The following is a 15,283-nucleotide window of genomic DNA, read 5'->3' on the forward strand; positions in this document are numbered from 1 at the left end:
ACAGTATCGTAGGGTGCGCATTCATGCGCACCAGGTTATTCCCGCGTACCGGGCCGTAGGGTGCGCATTCATGCGCACCAGGCACGCCACGCACCGGACTGATCACCGCGTCTGCAAATATACCTGCAAATTCACATACACCGCGTTCAGCAGCGGCGTTGCCACCGCATGGCGCGCGCCGCGCACCAGCAAATCGCCAATGATCTGATCGGCTTCGATATCGTAGCCCTGGGTTAAATCGCGGTACATGGATGAGGTCATTGCCGTATCAGGATTGTTCAGCGTCTCATAAATCTTCGCCGTCACGGCCGGACGCTGTTGGTAGCCATCGGCGGTGATCACCGCCAGCACCTCGGCGAAAATGCCCTGTAACAGCGCTTCACCACCGGCTGAACGCAGGATGTGCTGCGTATTGCCGCGCGCCAGACAGCACACGGCACCCAGCGTGCTCAGCAGCAGCCACTTCTCCCACAGCTCACTGATAATGTTATCGGCGAACACACTATCAAACTGCGCATCACGCAGCGCGGCATCCACGCGCGCCAGACGGGCATCGTTGTTGCCGTCCAGCGCGCCGTAGTAAAGCATGTGCAGCGGCGACAGCTGCATCACTTCGCCGTGCTCGCCCAGCGTGGCGTGAATCTTACACAGCCCGCCAATCACCTTGTCACCGAAACGTGCGCGCAGCGCATCAATGTGACGCATACCATTGAGGATCGGCATGATCAGCGTCTGCGGCCCAACCGCCGGGGCGATGTCTTCCATCGCCTGTTCCAGCGCAAAGCTTTTCACCGTCAGGATAATCAGATCGTAATCACCGGTCAGCGTCGAGGCCAGCGCCAGCTGCGGTTGCAGCACCGTGCTGCCCTCCGGCGTTTGCAGCACCAGTCCAGTCTGTTGCAGCTGCTGCTGGCGGCGCTCGCGCACCAGAAAGGTCACATCACGGCCGGCCTGCGCCAGGCGCGCGCCAAAGTACCCGCCGGTGGCACCGGCTCCCACAATCAGAATACGCATGGACTGTTTTCCCGTTAAGCATGAAAGCCTTACCTTAAAGCGCTGCGCGTCACTGCGCCACACCGCAAATGCGGAAAACCGTGACAATCTCAGCGATGAGCAAAAAAAGCTCAAACTGTTCGTATTCATTCGTACAATGGGTTTATGCTGGGGCACAGCGGCGGGCAATGGTGCCTGCCGGTTTTTTTCGTCAACAGACTAAGGACGCATCATGCCCCGACCCCTCCCCATCGAACGTTATCGCAACATCGGCATCTCCGCGCACATCGATGCCGGTAAAACCACCACCACTGAGCGCATCCTGTTTTACACCGGAATGAGCCACAAGCTGGGTGAAGTGCACGATGGCGCGGCAACCACCGACTGGATGGCGCAGGAGCAGGAGCGCGGCATTACCATCACCTCGGCGGCGGTCAGCTGCTACTGGCCGGGCATGGACGGCAGTTTTACGCCGCACCGTATCAACATCATTGATACTCCCGGACACGTTGACTTCACCATTGAAGTGGAGCGCTCAATGCGCGTGCTGGATGGTGCCGTGATGGTGTACGACGCGGTCGGTGGCGTTCAGCCGCAGTCAGAAACCGTGTGGCGGCAGGCGAATAAATACCACGTGCCGCGCATTGCGTTCGTCAACAAGATGGACCGCCAGGGCGCGGACTTTTTCCGCGTGGTGCAGATGATGAAAGATCGCCTGCAGGCGCATCCGGTGCCGATTGTCATTCCCATCGGCGCTGAAGAGCAGTTCAGCGGGGTCATCGATCTCAACAAAATGCGCGCCATCTACTGGGACGACGCCAGCCAGGGCATGAGCTTTAGCTATGCGCCGATTCCGGACGCGCTGCAGGCGCAGGCAGCGGAGTGGCGGGAAAACATGGTGGCAGCAGCGGCAGAAGCCAGCGAAGCGCTGATGGATCGCTATCTGGAGCAGGGCGATCTCAGTGAAGACGAGGTGATTGCCGGGCTGCGGCAGCGCACGCTGGCGGGCGAAATCCAGCCGATGCTGTGCGGCAGCGCGTTTAAAAACAAAGGGGTGCAGCGCATGCTTGATGCGGTCATCGAACTGATGCCTTCGCCGCTCGACGTGCCACCGGTCGCCGGCATCAACGAGCGCGGCGAACACGACGAACGCCATGCTGACGATGAGGAACCTTTCTCGGCGCTGGCGTTCAAGCTGATGAGCGATCCTTACGTCGGTCAGCTTACCTTTGTGCGCGTCTATTCTGGCGTGCTGCGCAAGGGTGACAGCGTGTGGAACGCGGTGAAAGGGCGTAAAGAGCGCATCGGCCGCATCGTGCAGATGCAGGCTAACGATCGCATCGAAATTGATGAGATCCGCGCCGGCGATATTGCCGCCTGCGTCGGGCTGAAAGAGGTCACCACCGGCGAAACGCTGTGCGATCCTAATGCGGTAATCACGCTGGAGCGCATGGAATTTCCCGATCCGGTGATTTCGCTGTCGATTGAGCCAAAGACCAAAGGCGACCAGGAAAAAATGGGGCTGGCGCTGCAGCGGCTGGCGGCAGAGGATCCGTCGTTCCGGCTGCACACCGATGAGGAGTCCGGTCAGACCATCATCTCCGGCATGGGTGAACTGCATCTGGAGATCATCGTCGACCGTCTGAAACGCGAGTTTGGCGTGGAAGCCAATATTGGCCGGCCGCAGGTAACCTACCGCGAAACCATCCGCAAAACGGTGCGCGAGGTAGAAGGGAAATTTGTGCGTCAGTCGGGCGGTAAGGGCCAGTATGGTCACGTGGTGCTGACGCTCGAGCCGCAGGCGGCCGGAACCGGTTTCGCCTTTGAAGACGCGACCAAAGGCGGCGTGGTGCCGCGCGAATTTATTCCTTCAGTGGAGAAGGGCATTCGCGAAGCGCTCAACAGCGGCGTGCTGGCTGGTTATCCGGTGGTCGACATCAAAGCCACGCTGACGTTTGGCTCTTATCACGACGTTGACTCGTCGGAGATGGCGTTCCGCATGGCGGCGATCTTTGGCTTCAAAGCGGCAGCGAAGCAGGCCGATCCGGTGATACTTGAGCCGGTGATGCAGGTGGAAGTGGAGACGCCGGAAGAGTATGCCGGCGGCGTGATGGGCGATTTGTCATCCCGGCGCGGCACGCTGCAGGGCATGGACGAGCGTTTCGGCGCGCGCATTATCCGTGCTGAAGTGCCGCTGGCCGAGATGTTTGGCTACGCCACCACGCTACGCTCAATGTCGCAGGGTCGCGCCACGTATAGCATGGAGTTTGCCCACTACGCCGAAGCACCGCGTAACGTCGCAGAGGCGATTATCGCGGCTCGCGCACAGTAAGTCCGCTGGCGGCAGGGATGCCGCCGGTTAGTGCTTTATTTACAGCGCCGTCACGCCCAGCGCGGCGGCGTCATCTTCCCAGCGTTTAACCTCGTCAAACCAGTCGCGCTGCGGCACAGAAAAGCCCGCCAGCAGGTTGGCCTTCATCACATCCTTGTAGTCCTCCACATTGGCCAGCTCAAACAGCGTGCTGCGCAGCTTTTCCAGCAGCAGACTGTCGGTTTTCGCCGAGGTTATCAGCGGCAGCGCGGCACACAGCGGGGTTTCACCGATAATGGCTAAGCCCTGCAGCTCCTGCGGCCGGTATTTGCGCAGCAGCGCCCAGGTGATGCAATCAATGGCGGCGAGGTCGGCCTGTCCGGCGTGCAGCGCGGCCAGCGACTGGCGGTGGCTGCCGCTGAACCGGGTAGTGGCGAAGAATTTGCCGTCCTGGGCCAGCGGCGCGACCACGTAGCGCAGCGAATTGTATCCGGAGTGTGAGTCATTGCTGTTGCACACTGCGCGACGGCCGCGGAAATCGGCGAGGCTCAGGTTCTCATCTTCCTGCCGTGCCACCAGCCAGCTGCGATAGCGCAGATCATGGCAGCCAGGCGCATTGGACTGAAACGTGCCCACCAGTTGCACGTCAGGCAATAGCGCGACCAGCGGATAGCCGCAGGTCTGACTCAGCAGCAGATTGTCATCACGCCAGTGTGGCAGCAGGTCGTCGTGCCACTGCACCTCAGCCTGCACGCCGCGCTTCGCCAGCAGCCGCGTCAGCACTGAGGTCATTGCCAGCGTGCTCGGGTGGTCGATGTCGTACATCGGTAAAGAGATGATGTGCATTCTGTGCGTCCTTGTGGTGTCCCGGGTGGGCGTTAACGTCGATCGGCTGACGCCAGAAGCGCTTCATCCATTCGCCGTAACCGGCAACGCGAAAACCCTGATTACGCTGATAGTAGCCGTCGCGGTAGAGCAAATAGACTTTGCGCAGACCGTACCAGGGTAAACCGGGCAGATCGTGATGTACAGAATGATAGTTGAGATTCAGGAACAGCAGGCGCCACGGCCAGGCCGCTTCGTTATTCACCGAGCGCGCCAGCGGCGCCTCATCGGCACGATGTTCGTAAAATGAGCGCACCTTGGTCAGCATCAGCGCCGGATAGCTCACCGCCAGCACCAGCCACAGCGGGGAAAAGCCGTGCAGGCTGAGCCAGTAAAAAAGTCCGGCCAGCAGTAGCAGGTGCACCAGCCACATCATCATCGCCGGCACGTCGCGCTGCACCACGCTTTGCGTCAGCGCGCGCAGCGTGGCGAGGATATCCAGCAGCGGTCCCAGCAGCAGACGTCCCGGAAAGGTGTTGCGCAGATGGATAACGCGCTGCTGCCAGGGTTTGAGCCGAGCCCAGTGCGCCGGCGACAGATAATAGGTTTCCGGATCATCATGCGGATCGGTCAGGGTGTGGTTGCGGTGATGCGCCAGGTGCGAATCCCGGTACAGACCATACGGATACCACACCGCCAGCGGCAGCGTGCCAAACAGCTGATTAAGGCGCGGCAGGCGCGTCGGATGGCCATGAATCAACTCATGCTGCAGCGACAAATACCAGGTGGTGAACAGGATCAGCAGCAGCGTGGCGAGGGGCAGGCCCAGCGTTTGCCAGTACAGCACGCTGGCGAACCAGCCGCTATAAACGGTAATGATTAACAGCCAGGTCGGCAATTCGCTGCGCCAGAGCCAGCTGCGCGCCAGCTGATGCACCACTTCGCGCTGTTGCGCACTGAGGTAGGCGGAGGTTCCTTTGACCATGTTCATGTGTTCAGTCAGCGAGACGGGAAAAGATGCGCTCACGATGCGCGATACGCGTGATAAACACAAAGACGGAAAATTGCTTTGTTATGCAAAAAAGTTGAAGAAGCGCGCGAAAACTATTGGCTATCAGTCCTCTTCGCACAGGCGTAACCTTACCTCATCGAATTCTGATTGATGACGCCGGCGCCGTTCTGGCCCGCGAGGAGCATTTAGCATGAAAAAAATTGGCTTTTTATCTTTCGGTCACTGGACCCCGTCACCACACTCGGCCACCCGTTCGGCGCAGGATGTGCTGCTGCAGTCGATTGACCTGGCTGTCGCCGCCGAAGAACTGGGTGCCGACGGTGCCTATTTCCGCGTACACCACTTTGCCCGCCAGCTGAGTTCACCGTTTCCGCTGCTGGCGGCGGTCGGTGCCAAAACCAGCCGCATCGAGATTGGTACCGGTGTGATCGACATGCGTTACGAAAATCCGCTGTATATGGCGGAAGACGCCGGGGCAGCGGACCTGATCGCCAACGGCCGTTTGCAGCTCGGCCTGAGCCGTGGCTCGCCGGAGCAGGTGATTGAAGGCTACCGCTACTTTGGCTTTAATCCGCGCGAAGGGGAAACCGATGCGGATATGGGACGTCGTCACACCGAAGAGCTGCTGGAAGTGCTGCGTGGCGAAGGGTTTGCCAAACCCAATCCGCAGCCGATGTTCCCGAATCCACCGGGGCTGCTGCGCCTGGAGCCATATTCCGAAGGCCTGCGCGAGCGTATCTGGTGGGGCTCCGGCTCGAACGCCACATCGATCTGGGCAGCCCAGCTGGGGATGAATTTGCAGAGTTCGACGCTGAAGGATGACGAGACCGGCGAACCGTTCCATGTGCAGCAGGCGAAGCAGATTCTCGCCTATAAAGAAGCCTGGCAGGCGGCAGGGCATCAGCGTGCACCGCGCGTGTCGGTCAGCCGCAGTATTTTTGCCCTGATGAACGACACCGATCGCGCTTACTTCGGTCGCGGCGGACAGGAGCAGGATTCCGTCGGGTTCCTCGATGAGAAAACCCGCGCCATCTTTGGGCGTAGCTATGCCGCAGAGCCGGAGCAGCTGATCAAACAGCTGGCACAGGATGAAGCGATTGCGGAAGCCGATACTCTGTTACTGACCATCCCTAATCAGCTTGGCGTGGACTATTGCGCGCACGTGATCGACAGCATTCTGACCCACGTCGCGCCAGAGCTCGGCTGGCGTTAAGCCACAGTGCGCAGGGAAGCGCACAATTATTGCGCGATAAATCGCGCCGCTACCAGGTGCGCATAAATGCGCACCCTGGGAAATTCAGCAAAGGCTTTGACCCGTTTTAGATTCTGTAGGGTCGCCATTTATGGCGACCAACCGTTGCCCGATAAATCGCGCCGCGACCAGCCATTAATCCGCGCCCAGCTCCCACCACAGCTTATCCAGCGCGTAATAACGGTCGCGCTGCGCCTCTGGCTGGTTCAGGTCGCGCTTCCACGGTTTGGCGAGAATGTAGTGCAGATTCTTCACCTCATCGTCATGCCATAAGCCGGCATGCTGGAACGGCAGGGTTTTTAGCGCGTTATAAATGTACGGCAGCGGCAGCCAGCGTCCGGCAAACACTTCATTGAGCAAATCCTGTTCGGAGAACGGATAGCGGCGCAGGTCGTCAATCTCAGCCACTTTCTGCTGCAGCCAGTCGAAAACCGCCTGATCCGGCTGCAGCACCAGAAAACCGCCGTTGAGATAGTTATCAAGATCGGCGGGCGGGGTCTCACCGCGCGCCTGCCAGGTGTAGTGACACTGCTCCGGCTGCCAGCTGTCAGGATAGCTGGCGATTTGATTCGGGTTGCAGCGGCAGGCGTGACAGGCCGCCAGCGCATGCTTGCCGAGGTCAAGCGTAAACAGCTCATCCATGTTGCGCAGCACCAGCATATCGGCATCAAGAAAGACCACGCGCTCGCAACCGGTCAGCTCCCAGGCGCGCAGCTTGCTCCACACTTCACCAAACTGTGCTGAGGCATAATGCTGCTCCAGCGCGGCGTCCGGCATCAGCGGCTGGACCGGATGGATCACACAGCCCAGCGCCTGTAATGCTTCGCGCATGCTCAGGTCGATGGCATCGGTGACCATCACAATCAGCGGCCAGCGCGTTTCGCTGCGTTTGAGTGAGCGATGCAGCGCTTTCACCCCGACATAATATTCCGGCTGCGTTAACAGCGTTACCCAGGCGTACATAGCTTCTCCCCATCAAAATCAATCAAAATCAATCAAACTCAATCAAACAAAGCCGTGACATAGTCATTGCTAAAGCGGTGCGTCGGATCCAGCTGTTCACGCACTGCACGAAACGCATCCCACTGCGGATAGATGGCGCGCCACTGATAGCGCTGCGGATCGTAATATTTACCCCAGTGCGGACGTCCGCCTTCCGCCGCCAGCAGTTTTTCCACTTCGGTGAGGAAATGCAGTCCGTCCTGCGACAGCGAGCCGTCATCCGCGTAATACACCACGAAACCAAAAAAGCAGGTCGGCTGCTGATGCGCCGGGCTCATCCACGCCTGTGAAGCGCCGGTGCAGCGCAGGATGATGGGATAGTGCATGTGCGGACGATTCTGTGCGTACCAGGCTTTGATCTTACTGATAATCTGCGGCGTTTTGGCCAGCGGCACGCCAATCTCAACGTTGATCTGCGGTACGGCGATACCACGACAAAACAGCTGGTAAATATCGCCGCTGATGTCGGTGAAGTCACGGAAGCGGGTGACGGTACGGAACTGTTTGCCGCCTTTACCGTGAATCTGCGTGTCGCGATGCATGTGTTCCAGCGTCTGATCGATGGTGTCGTTCAGGCTGCTGTCGGCCTGATCGCCGTGCTCAATCACTTCGCGCTGATGGTCGTACCACGCCTGGCTGTCTTCGGCACTGGCGACATCGGCGTTCCAGACATGCATCAGGTTGTCATCGACAAACCACCAGGCTTTGCTGAGTTCGTGCTGCTCATTCCACGTCAGCAAATCCTGCTCCAGTGAATCGGCAGACGCGGCGAATTTATGGCAGGTAAACAGGCGAAATGGCTCAGTGCGCAAGGTAATGGCGGTGACGATGCCGAGCGCGCCAAGTGACACCATCGCCGCCGGGAAATCAGCGTCACCGCGCTGAAACTCGCGCACGCTGCCATCGGCCAGCACCATGCGGATATGCAGCGCTTCGTCCGCCAGCGAACTCTGTGCCAGGCCCTGACCGTGGGTGCCGGTTGCCAGCGCGCCTGCCAGCGTCTGCACCGCAATCACGCCGGGCGAGGAGGCGAGCATGCGATCCATCTTTGTCAGGCTGTCATACACCTGCTGCAGCGGCGTGCCCGCGGCAAACGTGACGCTCTCTTCATCCTGAGCGAGGATGCCGCGCAGCGCACTGAGATCCAGCAGTACGTCCTGCGGCTGTACGCACAGCATGCGACCGGGCGACAAACGGCTGCCGAGCACGCGCACTTTGCCGTGCGAGTCGCGCAACAGCTGTTGCAGCTCGGCTTCACTACGCGGCTGATGCAACTGCTGGGGCTGGCCAACTACCGAATTCTGCGCCCAGTTCCAGAGCGCAGGGGTGTCATCGGTATTATGCGTGTTGCGTAACGGATAGAGGAGAGCATCTTTCTTCACTACAGCGTTCCTTAATCTGAGGTCTGTCACGGTCCCGTTTATTTGATCAAGCGTAGACCATCACAGCGAACCCGCAGATTACGGGGCTTTGCGGATATAGCGCAGCGTGGCCGTCACCGCCAGCTGACGGTTGCGGCGAATACTGTCCTCTTCACTGTCGTGGGGGGTAAACAGCGTGTGGAAGGTGTAGCGGTTGGAGACGTGATGCACACAAATACTGCTGAGCAGGCGGTGTACGTCCACGGTATCCAGGCCGTCGATAAAGATGCCCTGACGCTGGCCGCGGGACAGGATGTCATCCAGCAAATCGAGGGTACTTTTGTTCATCGCTTTGATGCGCTCCGACTGCATGATGTAACGCCCGCGCAGCAGGTTTTCTGTACACACCAGGCGCATAAAATCGGGATGCGTGACGTGGTAGTCAAAACTGGCTTCCACCAGTTTGACCATCGCCTCTTCCGGCTCCAGCGTAGTAAGATTCAGGCCGGTCTCATGCTGGCGGATCGCCTGATACACCTGCTCCAGCACCTCAATATACAGCTTCTCTTTGTTGATGAAGTGATACACCACCATGCGCTTGGTGGTCTGTGCCAGTTCAGCAATCTGCTCCATTCGCGCGCCCTGCATACCGTATTCGGCGAAGGTTTGCAGCGCACCCGCGAGGATGCGTTTTTTCAACCCTTCCGGGTCATTTTTACGTTTGGGTGTGGTATCCGACATAGCGCTCAATAACGGTCAATCAAACAGGCATGGTAGCACAGCCGCCCGGGGCCTTTTGGCGCGACGGGCGGCGGCATGGCTTTATTCATTTCAGGAATAGCATTCCCGGATAAATCATAATGCTGGAATAAGCAACTGCGTATACTGCGCGTATCTGTCGATGACGGCAGCTTATTTTGACTCGCGTAATAATAACACTCAGGAAATAATTTATGCACACACGCTTCGCATCAGCCCAAAAGAAATTGTTGTTAACCGTCGGCGCATTACTGGTTGCCGGCAGCGTGGTCGCGCCGTTTTCTGTGGCGCAGGCGGCGGATAAAACCGCGGTGAAGGTCGGCATTATGAGCGGCGAGGACGAAGACGTCTGGCGTGAAGTAATAAAGCAGGCCGCCGCGAAAGGGCTGACGGTGAAAACCGTGATTTTCAATGATTATAACCAGCCCAACGAAGCGTTACAGAATGGTGAAGTGGATGCCAATGCCTTCCAGCATCAGCCGTTCCTGAATAATCAAATCAAGGTCAATCATTACGATATCGTGCGCGTCGGCGATACCGCCGTCTGGCCGATCGGTCTCTATTCGAAGAAAGTGAAAAGCGCCGCCGGTCTGAAAGAGGGAGCGGTAATCGGCGTGCCTAACGATCCGTCGAACGAGGCGCGCGGTCTGCTGCTGCTGCAGCAACAGGGGCTGATCAAACTCAAACCGGGCGCCGGCATTGCCGCGACCACGGCCGACATCACTGACAATCCCCACCACCTGAAAATCAAAGAGCTGGATTCCGGCATCATTGGTCGCTCGGTGCCGGATCTCGATGCAGCAGTGGTCAATACCGACTGGGCGCTGAAAAGCGGCCTGACCGCGGCGGATCGTATCGCGCAGGAGCCGGTGAAAGACAATCCGTACAACAACTTTATCGCGGTGAAAAAAGAGAACGCCAGCGCCCCGTGGGTGAAAACCCTGGTGGCATCGTACCAGAACGATGCCGTCAAAACGGTGTTTGACAAGGTCTACAAAGGCACGGGCGAAACCGCCTGGTAAGGAACCCATCCATGACGCTATTTTCCGAGGCCACCGTGCCCCTGACCGCCGTGGCGCGCGGCGTGATCGAAGAGGCTCAGGTACGCGATCGCGTGGCGCAGCACAGCAACGTGGTGCGTTTGCAGGGCGTGTCGCGCCGTTTCGGCCAGACACAGGCGCTGCGCAATGTCTCACTGACAGTGCAAAAAGGCGAAATCCTTGGCCTGATTGGGCGCAGCGGCGCCGGAAAATCGACGCTGATTCGCTGTCTCAACGGGCTGGAGCAGCCCGACGAAGGCGTAATCGAGATTGAAGGGCGGCGTATTACCGGTCTGTCAGAACAGCAGCTGCAGGCGGTGCGCAGTCGCGTTGGCATGGTGTTTCAGCACTTCAATCTGCTGTCGGCAAAAACCGTGGCGCAGAATGTGGCGCTGCCGCTGAAAATAGCTGGCATGGAAAAGGCACAGCGCAACCAGCGCGTAGCGGAACTGCTGGCGCTGGTGGGGTTGAGCGACAAGGCCGGACACTATCCGGCAGCGCTTTCCGGCGGACAAAAACAGCGTGTCGGTATTGCCCGCGCGCTGGCCGCCAGCCCGGCGCTGCTGCTGTGTGACGAAGCCACGTCAGCGCTCGATCCGGAAACCACCCGCTCGATTCTCGCACTGCTGAAATCGCTCAATCAGCAGCTTGGTATCACCATTCTGCTGATCACGCATGAGATGGAGGTGATTAAATCCGTGGCGCATCGCGTGGCCGTCATCGACGCCGGGGAGATTGTCGAGCAGGGCCCGGTGTGGCAGGTGTTCGCCCATCCGCAATCCGCGCTGACGCGCACGCTGCTGCGCGGACTGCTGCCGCAGCTGCCGGAAAATCTCGCAGCGCGGCTAAGCGAACAGCGTGAAGGTGAGGCGATCTATAGCGTTCACTTTGCTGGTGTGGCGGCGCAGGGGGATTTGCTGACGCAGTTTGCCAGCGCTCTGCCGGGTAAATTTCGCCTGCTGCAGGGGGGCATCGACCACATTCAGCACTACGCGGTAGTGCGTTTCTTTATTGCGCTCCCGGCTGCCAACGCGGCCGATGAGTATCAGGTTCTCAGCTGGCTGCGTGCGCAGCAGGCACAGGTGGAGTTGGTCGGTTATGTCGCCAGTGATGATTGATTTACTGCTCAACGCGTTGGGTGAAACGCTGCTGATGACGGCGGTGGCCGGCCTGTTTTCGCTGCTGACCGGATTACCGCTGGGACTGATTCTGGTGACCACCAGCCCCGGCGGCATTGCTGAAAACCGGAGCATCAATCGTCTGCTGGGCGTAGTGATCAACGGCTTTCGCTCGCTGCCGTTCATTATTCTGCTGGTGGCGCTGATTCCCTTTACCCGTCTGCTGGTCGGCACCTCTCTGGGCACCTGGGCCGCAATTGTACCGTTATCGATCACCGCCACGCCGTATTTTGCCCGGGTAGCGGAAGTTTCACTGCGCGATGTCGATCGCGGGCTGATTGATGCGGTGCGTGCCATGGGTGCCAGCAAATTACGTATTGTCTGGGAGGTGCTGATTCCTGAAGCGCTGCCGGGCATTCTTTCTGGTTTTGTCGTCACGCTGGTGGCGCTGATCGGCGCCTCGGCAATGGCGGGTGCCATCGGGGCGGGCGGCCTGGGCGATCTGGCGATTCGCTACGGTTATCAGCGTTTTGACACTGCGGTGATGGTGGCGGTGATCGCCGTACTGATCGTGCTGGTGTGCGGTATCCAGTGGCTCGGCGATCGGCTGGTGCAGCGCATTGACAGGCGGCACTGAGAAAAACGTCTGCGCCAGTACGCTCTCCTGCAGACAAATGCTTCGCATCAGGCGCTGGCGGTGAATATTGTACAAAAACTCAACAGGCCCCTGTTAAAGGGGCCTATGGGTTAATCAGCAATTCATCCATCCTGGGCAGCAGGTAAAGACAGTTAATTCTGATGGAATGAATGATTAAAAGTCGTATTGCAAACTCAAACGATTCTGCCAGAAATGTGAATCGTACAGAGGCGATGTCTGCACGCCGGCAAAATCGGTCACACTTAATCCTTTTAATACACCGCTGAACGCCCAGGTGAAATACACCAGATATTCCGACTGATTAATGCTGGCAGACTGTGCCGAGGGTTTTAAATCCATAAACGAATATTGTGTACCCAGAGAAAGATGCTCATTAAGCACGTAGTTCAGGTTGGTCATATATGCATTGCCACTGCCAAGATCCTGGGTACTGGTGAAAAACGGCTGGGCGAAATAGGGACCCGATGAACTGTTGTGGGCATAAGGCACCACCAGTGAACCGTTACCCCAGCTATTGGGGCTGGCAGCAATATGGTCGTAGCCCAATTTCCAGTTCAGTGCAGGAGTGAAACTCAGCGCGAGCTGAGCACCGTAAGAGGTGCTATTGACCTCTCCGGCCAGCGCTTTCCCTAAGCTGGTACCGCGAATAAACTGCAGAGCCACATCCGGCTGCAACAATGTATCCTGCCACTGCACATGACTTTCGCCATAGACAACGCGGGAATAATCAGCATATTCCTGATACCACACTTGTCCGGTAAGTTTTTTGTTACCCCACTGCGTGCCCTGTCCGCCACCAATCGCCCACATGCCGTTAGTGCGCTCATCGATATCCGAATAGGCCGTGGTATCCAGGAACTGATCGTCGCCCCAGGGCTTGTAGCGCCAGACTTTGGTCGCATGTAAATACTGGGTGCTGTCGCCATAATTGGCATCAACGCCCCTGAAGAGTATCGGTGTAATACGCCAGTCATAGTCACCGACGAAGGGAATGTTAATGCGTTGATCGCCGGCAGTAATTTTAAAATCATCCTGTTGCCAGCTTAAATAAGCTTCCCCGATATTGGTCTGATTATCACCAATGTCGCTGATGGTATGCGCTTCATCCGGGTGATCAATCCCCCGCAAAAAGATGGCGCTCACGCCAGCACGAAAACCATACGCGGGAGCCGTTTCATATTTCACACTGCCGCCGTAACTGGTGGTGTCCTGATTAAAGCCTTTGGAAAAATAGGCATTGTGCGTGGAGTAGTAGAGCGTACGTAAACTGCCGCTAACGGTACCGCAGGTGAATATATCGCTGAAGCTGTCTACACCGCTGGCATCGTAATGACAGTCGCTGATATTACTTTGTGTCGCAGCCAGTGTTGCTGGCGCGAAGGGGAAAAACAGCGCAAGTAAACCGACACGTTTTAGTGCTCTCATTGCATGATCCCTGAATAAACACACCCGATGAGGAAAGCGTAACGATGCCAGCCGGGTGAGAGGATCACCCGGCGGTGAGTTATGCCGTAAATAAAAAGTGATGATCAATTAACGCCGGGAATATGTACCGCCGGCAAGGTTTCACGTACTTCCCAGCCACGTAGCTTGCCGGGGTTTAATAAGTTGTAAGGATCGCAGGCGGATTTTAGGGCAACCACATCAGGCCGCACCATACCTTGTTTGCCATCCTCAATATGAATGACATGCGGATTATTTATTTTCACATTATGGCTACGATAAATATCCATAATGGCGTTGAGCCGTTCCGGGCTGCTGTAACGGATTAATGGCAGGCCGCTACAGGTGAGCGCACCGTTCATGTCGCGCAGAAATTCAATATGTGACATCACCTCATCCGATAATTCGGCTTCCATCGCCAGTGCCTGTTGATAATAATTATCCGGGGAATACGCGGTTTGCAGATAGGTCAGGGTCTTGTCGATCTTCAATGCCTGCAAGGTCGTGTGGTTCCAGCAATATTCAATCAGGGAGTGGCCGCTATTTTCACCTTCGGCAAAGTGCAATGCATTATGGCCATGGTGTTGCGCCACAAGGGCGGGCAGCAGACCATCACTCTCGCTTCCTGTTACCGAAATGACACCGTGTTGCCCCTTAACCTGCGCATCCGCTAAATCGCTGAAATAATCCAGTACCGGTGCGGCAAACACGGCAATCTGGCGTTTAACGATGCCCGGCGACCGCGCCAGCGCATCGGCATAAGCCATCGCGGAGGGAAAATCGGCAAAGGTATCCAGACGTTCGATCCAGTCATGGCAGGGCGCCAGCGCAAGTTCGATCTCCAGCACGATGCCATTGCTGCCATAGGCATGATGCAATAGCAGCGCATCCGGTGCCTGTAAAGTGATGATGCGCGGCGTCTCTTCCATGGTCATCATCCGAATCGACAGCACGTTGCCTGGCGCGGCCAGTGGACCGTAGTTAATCGATCCCACCCCGCCAAAACCGCCGCCAAACAGCCCGCCAAGTGTGGCAAGTTTCCAGGTTGAGGGCATGCAACGTAACTCCCAGCCGTGCGGGCGCGTGTGGGCTTCGAGATCGCCTAATCGAATACCCGCCTGCGCGCGCACCGTACCGGTGCCCAGCGCGGTGACGCTGTTCAGGCGTGTCATGTCGACTATCACACCGCCATTGAGCGGAATCAGCTGGCCATAGTTGCCGGTACCGCCACCGCGAAGGTTCAGTGGCACACGGGCTTTTGCACAGGCGGCCACCACCGCCAGCAGCTCGTTTTCATCGCGAGGACGCACGGCCAGCTCGGCAAATTTCTCTTCCAGCTGGGATTTCAGCACCGGGCTGAACCAGTGAAAGTCGCGTGACAGACGTTTCACTTTCGGCGCTTCTTTAATCCACTCCAGTTCCGGCAACGCCGCGACCAGCGCCGCCAGGGCAGACTGGCGATCGGGTTCAGACATGTAATGCTCCTGTTCGTAGGGGGCGCAGGGCGGA

Annotated in this window: 13 protein-coding genes; 5 read left to right on the top strand and 8 right to left on the bottom strand. The window is 58.0% G+C overall.

Annotated features, from left to right (window positions below; all coding sequences use genetic code 11):
- Positions 1-102 precede the first annotated feature (102 nt).
- On the bottom strand, positions 103-1,014 hold the full coding sequence (locus F3J41_RS13590) for a ketopantoate reductase family protein (protein WP_166711538.1): 912 nt from the start codon (positions 1,012-1,014) through the stop codon (positions 103-105).
- A 211-nt stretch (positions 1,015-1,225) separates the two neighbouring features.
- Here F3J41_RS13590 and fusA point away from each other — a divergent pair, with 211 nt between their 5' ends.
- Positions 1,226-3,325 (top strand): elongation factor G, encoded by a 2,100-nt coding sequence (gene fusA, locus F3J41_RS13595; RefSeq protein ID WP_166711540.1) that lies wholly within the window; start codon positions 1,226-1,228, stop codon positions 3,323-3,325.
- A gap of 39 nt (positions 3,326-3,364) precedes the next feature.
- Here the strand turns inward: fusA and F3J41_RS13600 are convergent, their stop codons facing one another.
- Together F3J41_RS13600 and F3J41_RS13605 are read right to left on the bottom strand one after the other, a co-directional pair.
- Entirely contained in the window at positions 3,365-4,150 is a 786-nt protein-coding gene (locus tag F3J41_RS13600) for a phosphate/phosphite/phosphonate ABC transporter substrate-binding protein (protein WP_058777957.1), read from the bottom strand.
- Positions 4,047-5,114, bottom strand: a complete 1,068-nt coding sequence (locus tag F3J41_RS13605) for a fatty acid desaturase (RefSeq protein WP_058777968.1) — start codon at positions 5,112-5,114, stop codon at positions 4,047-4,049. Before F3J41_RS13605 ends, F3J41_RS13600 begins: the two co-directional genes overlap by 104 nt.
- A 217-nt stretch (positions 5,115-5,331) precedes the next feature.
- Between F3J41_RS13605 and F3J41_RS13610 the strand changes: the two genes are divergently transcribed.
- Positions 5,332-6,354: an LLM class flavin-dependent oxidoreductase gene (locus F3J41_RS13610; protein ID WP_058777956.1), complete on the top strand. Its 1,023-nt coding sequence runs from the start codon at positions 5,332-5,334 to the stop codon at positions 6,352-6,354.
- A gap of 174 nt (positions 6,355-6,528) precedes the next feature.
- Here F3J41_RS13610 and F3J41_RS13615 read toward each other — a convergent pair whose 3' ends face one another.
- The 3 genes from F3J41_RS13615 to F3J41_RS13625 all read right to left on the bottom strand — a co-directional run bounded on the left by F3J41_RS13615 (position 6,529) and on the right by F3J41_RS13625 (position 9,497).
- On the bottom strand, positions 6,529-7,356 hold the full coding sequence (locus tag F3J41_RS13615) for a glycosyltransferase family 8 protein (RefSeq protein WP_058757330.1): 828 nt from the start codon (positions 7,354-7,356) through the stop codon (positions 6,529-6,531).
- A gap of 38 nt (positions 7,357-7,394) precedes the next feature.
- A complete protein-coding gene (locus tag F3J41_RS13620) occupies positions 7,395-8,777 on the bottom strand; it encodes a D-arabinono-1,4-lactone oxidase (RefSeq protein WP_166711542.1) in 1,383 nt (460 codons plus the stop codon).
- 78 nt (positions 8,778-8,855) lie between these two features.
- Complete coding sequence (locus F3J41_RS13625) at positions 8,856-9,497, bottom strand: TetR family transcriptional regulator (RefSeq protein WP_059012086.1); 642 nt, start codon at positions 9,495-9,497, stop codon at positions 8,856-8,858.
- A 212-nt stretch (positions 9,498-9,709) separates the two neighbouring features.
- On the opposite strand from F3J41_RS13625, the gene F3J41_RS13630 reads away from it, so the two are divergent.
- From F3J41_RS13630 to F3J41_RS13640, 3 genes are read left to right on the top strand one after another with little or no spacing between them, the layout of a single operon-like run.
- Positions 9,710-10,537: a MetQ/NlpA family ABC transporter substrate-binding protein gene (locus F3J41_RS13630; protein WP_166711544.1), complete on the top strand. Its 828-nt coding sequence runs from the start codon at positions 9,710-9,712 to the stop codon at positions 10,535-10,537.
- 11 nt (positions 10,538-10,548) lie between these two features.
- On the top strand, positions 10,549-11,673 hold the full coding sequence (locus tag F3J41_RS13635) for a methionine ABC transporter ATP-binding protein (protein WP_166711546.1): 1,125 nt from the start codon (positions 10,549-10,551) through the stop codon (positions 11,671-11,673).
- On the top strand, positions 11,654-12,310 hold the full coding sequence (locus F3J41_RS13640; RefSeq protein ID WP_166711548.1) for a methionine ABC transporter permease: 657 nt from the start codon (positions 11,654-11,656) through the stop codon (positions 12,308-12,310). The genes F3J41_RS13635 and F3J41_RS13640 overlap by 20 nt, the downstream gene beginning before the upstream one ends.
- A gap of 174 nt (positions 12,311-12,484) precedes the next feature.
- On the opposite strand, the gene F3J41_RS13645 is transcribed toward F3J41_RS13640, so the two are convergent.
- Together F3J41_RS13645 and F3J41_RS13650 are read right to left on the bottom strand one after the other, a co-directional pair.
- Entirely contained in the window at positions 12,485-13,756 is a 1,272-nt protein-coding gene (locus tag F3J41_RS13645; RefSeq protein WP_021509772.1) for a TonB-dependent receptor, read from the bottom strand.
- 104 nt (positions 13,757-13,860) lie between these two features.
- Positions 13,861-15,249: an FAD-binding oxidoreductase gene (locus F3J41_RS13650; RefSeq protein WP_021509773.1), complete on the bottom strand. Its 1,389-nt coding sequence runs from the start codon at positions 15,247-15,249 to the stop codon at positions 13,861-13,863.
- Between the last annotated feature and the right edge of the window lie 34 nt (positions 15,250-15,283).

Origin of the sequence: Pantoea sp. Ap-870 (genome assembly GCF_011752515.1) — a bacterium.
Taxonomy (GTDB): domain Bacteria; phylum Pseudomonadota; class Gammaproteobacteria; order Enterobacterales; family Enterobacteriaceae; genus Pantoea; species Pantoea dispersa.